At 69.2% G+C, this 1,959-nt stretch carries 1 protein-coding gene; it reads left to right on the top strand.

Going from position 1 to position 1,959, the window contains the following annotated elements:
• Window positions 1-353: 353 nt before the first annotated feature.
• Window positions 354-1,325 (top strand): carbohydrate kinase family protein, encoded by a 972-nt coding sequence (locus QH196_RS27430; RefSeq protein ID WP_280418732.1) that lies wholly within the window; start codon window positions 354-356, stop codon window positions 1,323-1,325.
• The last annotated feature ends 634 nt before the right edge of the window (window positions 1,326-1,959 follow it).

Raw genomic sequence — 1,959 nt, 5'->3', positions numbered from 1 at the left:
GTGGGCACCTTCGGGCCACCAGCCTAACCGGTTGGGGGGGCGCCGCGCCCGTCGCCCACCCCACGGCTCCGGGGCGGGGGAGGGGCGACGCCAACGCCCAGCCGCGCCGATGTCAGGCCCTGGCTGGTGTCAGCGTGATGAATCGATATCTTCGTCGACGGCTTGACAGTGCTGCCTCTCGTCGGCTGGGTCAACCCGGCTTGCGGGTCGGAGCTGGGTGTTGCCCGCAGTGGCGCGGGATAAACACTGTTTACGACACATAGTCGTAGGCCCATCCAATTGATACGGTAATTCAGCGGGGGCAAGGCCCCGTTCACTATCTGTTCGCGCTGATTCCGAAGGGGCCCACTTACGTGTCCATAGCTGTATCCGCGTCCGTCGCGACCGACCATCTCATGCGTTTCCCCGGCCGCTTCGCCGACGCACTGCTGCCCGATCAGCTCGAGCATGTCTCGCTGAGTTTCCTCGTCGACGATCTGGTCGTCCGGCGGGGCGGCGTGGGCGGCAATATCGCCTACGCCATGGGTCTACTCGGCCGTACACCGCTGCTGATCGGCGCGGTGGGCCGCGATTTCGACGACTACCGCGCCTGGCTCGAGGGCAGCGGAGTCGACTGTTCGGCGGTCCGGGTCTCCGAGACCGCGCATACCGCGCGCTTCGTCTGCACCACCGACGAGGATATGGCCCAGATCGCCTCCTTCTATCCCGGGGCGATGAGTGAGGCCAGCGATATCTCGCTGACCGCGCTGGCCGAACAGCGCACCCTCGACCTGGTGCTGATCGGCGCGAACGATCCCGAGGCCATGCTGCGGCACACGGCCGAATGCCGCGAACTGCACGTGCCCTTCGCCGCGGACCCCTCCCAGCAGCTGGCCCGCCTCGACGGCGACCAGGCCGTCCAGCTCATCGAGGGCTGCACCTACCTGTTCACCAACGAATACGAATGGGGCCTGCTCAAGCAGAAGACCGGCCTCACCGAGGAGGAGATCGCTGCCCGGGTCGGAGTGCGGGTCACCACCCTCGGCAAGGACGGCGTGCTGGTGGTCGATACCGACGGCACCGAGGTGAGGGTCGAGGCGGTACCGGAGACGGCCAAGGTCGATCCGACCGGCGTCGGCGATGCCTTCCGGGCCGGCTTCCTCACCGGTCACACCTCGGGCCTGAGCCTGCAGCGCTCGGCCCAGCTCGGCTCGCTGATCGCGGTACTGGTCCTGGAAACCGTCGGCACCCAGGAATGGACGCTGGACGCCGACGCCGCCCTGAAACGGCTCGGTGAGGCCTACGGCGCCGAGGCCGCCGCGGAACTCGAACCGCTGCTGCGCTGAGCTGTCCGTACCGCACGCAGCGCCGGACCGTCGCGGGACCGGACGGCAGTCGGGTCCGGTCTTGTGCCCGGCCCGGGCGCGATAGGCGCAGACTCTGCGAGGACGCACTGCAGCGTATTCGCCGACCTGGTCGGGCAGGCCAGAAATCCAGGGCCCGCCCACACCACCGGGTATGGCCGAAATAGGCATCGCCCTGCACGGCACCGACCCGCAGCCGCGGCGGGGGGTGCGTTCGCGAACTGGATTCGGCCCCACCGTCACGACAGAGGCCACGTCACGACAGAGTGCGGGTGTCACGAAGAGCGCCGGTGTCGACGACTCGGTGGGAGCGTCAGGTACTTCCGCCGTCCGGCCTGCAGCCGGGCCGCTACTACGACGCAGTATTGCCGCGGGCCCGCCCCGGGGGGGTGGGGGGGGGGGGGTTTGGGGTGCGGCGGATCGGGTTTGGGGGGGAAGGGGTTTTTCGCGCCGGCGGGGCCGGCCCGCGGGGCGGTCTCCAGGCCGATGCCCCGGCTGCCGCCGGACATGATCATCGTCCGCCCGCGCAGTGGTTTGTCTCCCGTTGCCGTCATACCCTGCCCCTTTTGTCGTAGCGGCCGCCGCCCAGCGGTTCACCACATGGTCGGCGCATGCG

This window comes from Nocardia carnea (assembly GCF_029868325.1).
In the GTDB taxonomy this organism is placed as follows: Bacteria; Actinomycetota; Actinomycetes; order Mycobacteriales; family Mycobacteriaceae; genus Nocardia; species Nocardia carnea_C.
The sequence above is the reverse complement of the archived record's forward strand: the minus strand, read 5'-3'. Positions and strand labels throughout refer to the sequence as shown.